The 904-nt window shown below is 60.8% G+C and carries 1 pseudogene; it reads right to left on the reverse strand.

The features are described 5' to 3' along the window. Nucleotides 1-829 (reverse strand): annotated as a pseudogene (locus HUK65_RS18460) (Mu transposase domain-containing protein); the annotation flags it as partial. Nucleotides 830-904 lie beyond the last annotated feature (75 nt).

Raw genomic sequence — 904 nt, forward strand, 5'->3', positions numbered from 1 at the left:
ATTTCGCGGTCGCCGCCGGGCTGACGCAGTATCTTCGCCTGTAACATGCGGAAGGGTTCAGGCATTTCCACGAAGGGGGCACCATTGCGCAGCGCTCCGGGCTTGCGCTGAACGACTGCCAGATAATGGCGCCAGTCATAGATGACGCGCCCCGGCTGGCGGTGCGACCGGTCGATGATGCGCTCATGCATGCAAATCACGTGCCCCCCGGCAACGACTACCAGCCGCTCAGGGTAAATGCGTAGGCTCACAGGGCGGTTCGCAAAGCTGGCAGGCACCGAATAACGGGTGCGATCAAAGTTGATCAGGCAGGTCGGCGAGACGCGCTTTCTTTCCTCGACAAAGCAATCGAACATTGTGGGGAGCGCCATCAGCGCAGGCTTCTCGGCCTCCCACACATCGGCGATGCTGCCAGGCAACCTGCCATGCGCCGTCTCTGCCCACAGCAGCTTACAGCGTTCTTCCAGCCAAGCATTCAGCGCATCCAGATCCGGAAAGGCCGGCATCAGCTGCCACATGCGATGGCGCGCGTCGCGGACATTCTTCTCGACCTGTCCCTTCTCCCATCCTGCGGCCGGATTGCAGAACTCAGGCTCGAAGACATAATGGCTGGTCATCGCTGTGAACCGCGCATTCACATCGCGCTTCTTGCCAAGTCCGACCTTGTCGACGGCGGTCTTCGTTCGGCCTGGCCTCGGACCCATGGCGGCCAAGCCTCACTGTCGTAGATGCCGCGGCCCGGCACGCCTTCAAAGACACGGAAAGCATGCCAATGAGCGTCGAACAGCATCTCGTGCGTTTGCAGCAAATAGGCCCGAACCAGAAAGGCGGGAATGTCCCGGTCGATGTTGAACTTTTTGGGATGAAGGGTGGCGTTGCTCTCCCTGAGCCGTAGGCTCGGGGT

Source organism: Rhabdonatronobacter sediminivivens (genome assembly GCF_013415485.1).
Lineage (GTDB): Bacteria > Pseudomonadota > Alphaproteobacteria > Rhodobacterales > Rhodobacteraceae > Rhabdonatronobacter > Rhabdonatronobacter sediminivivens.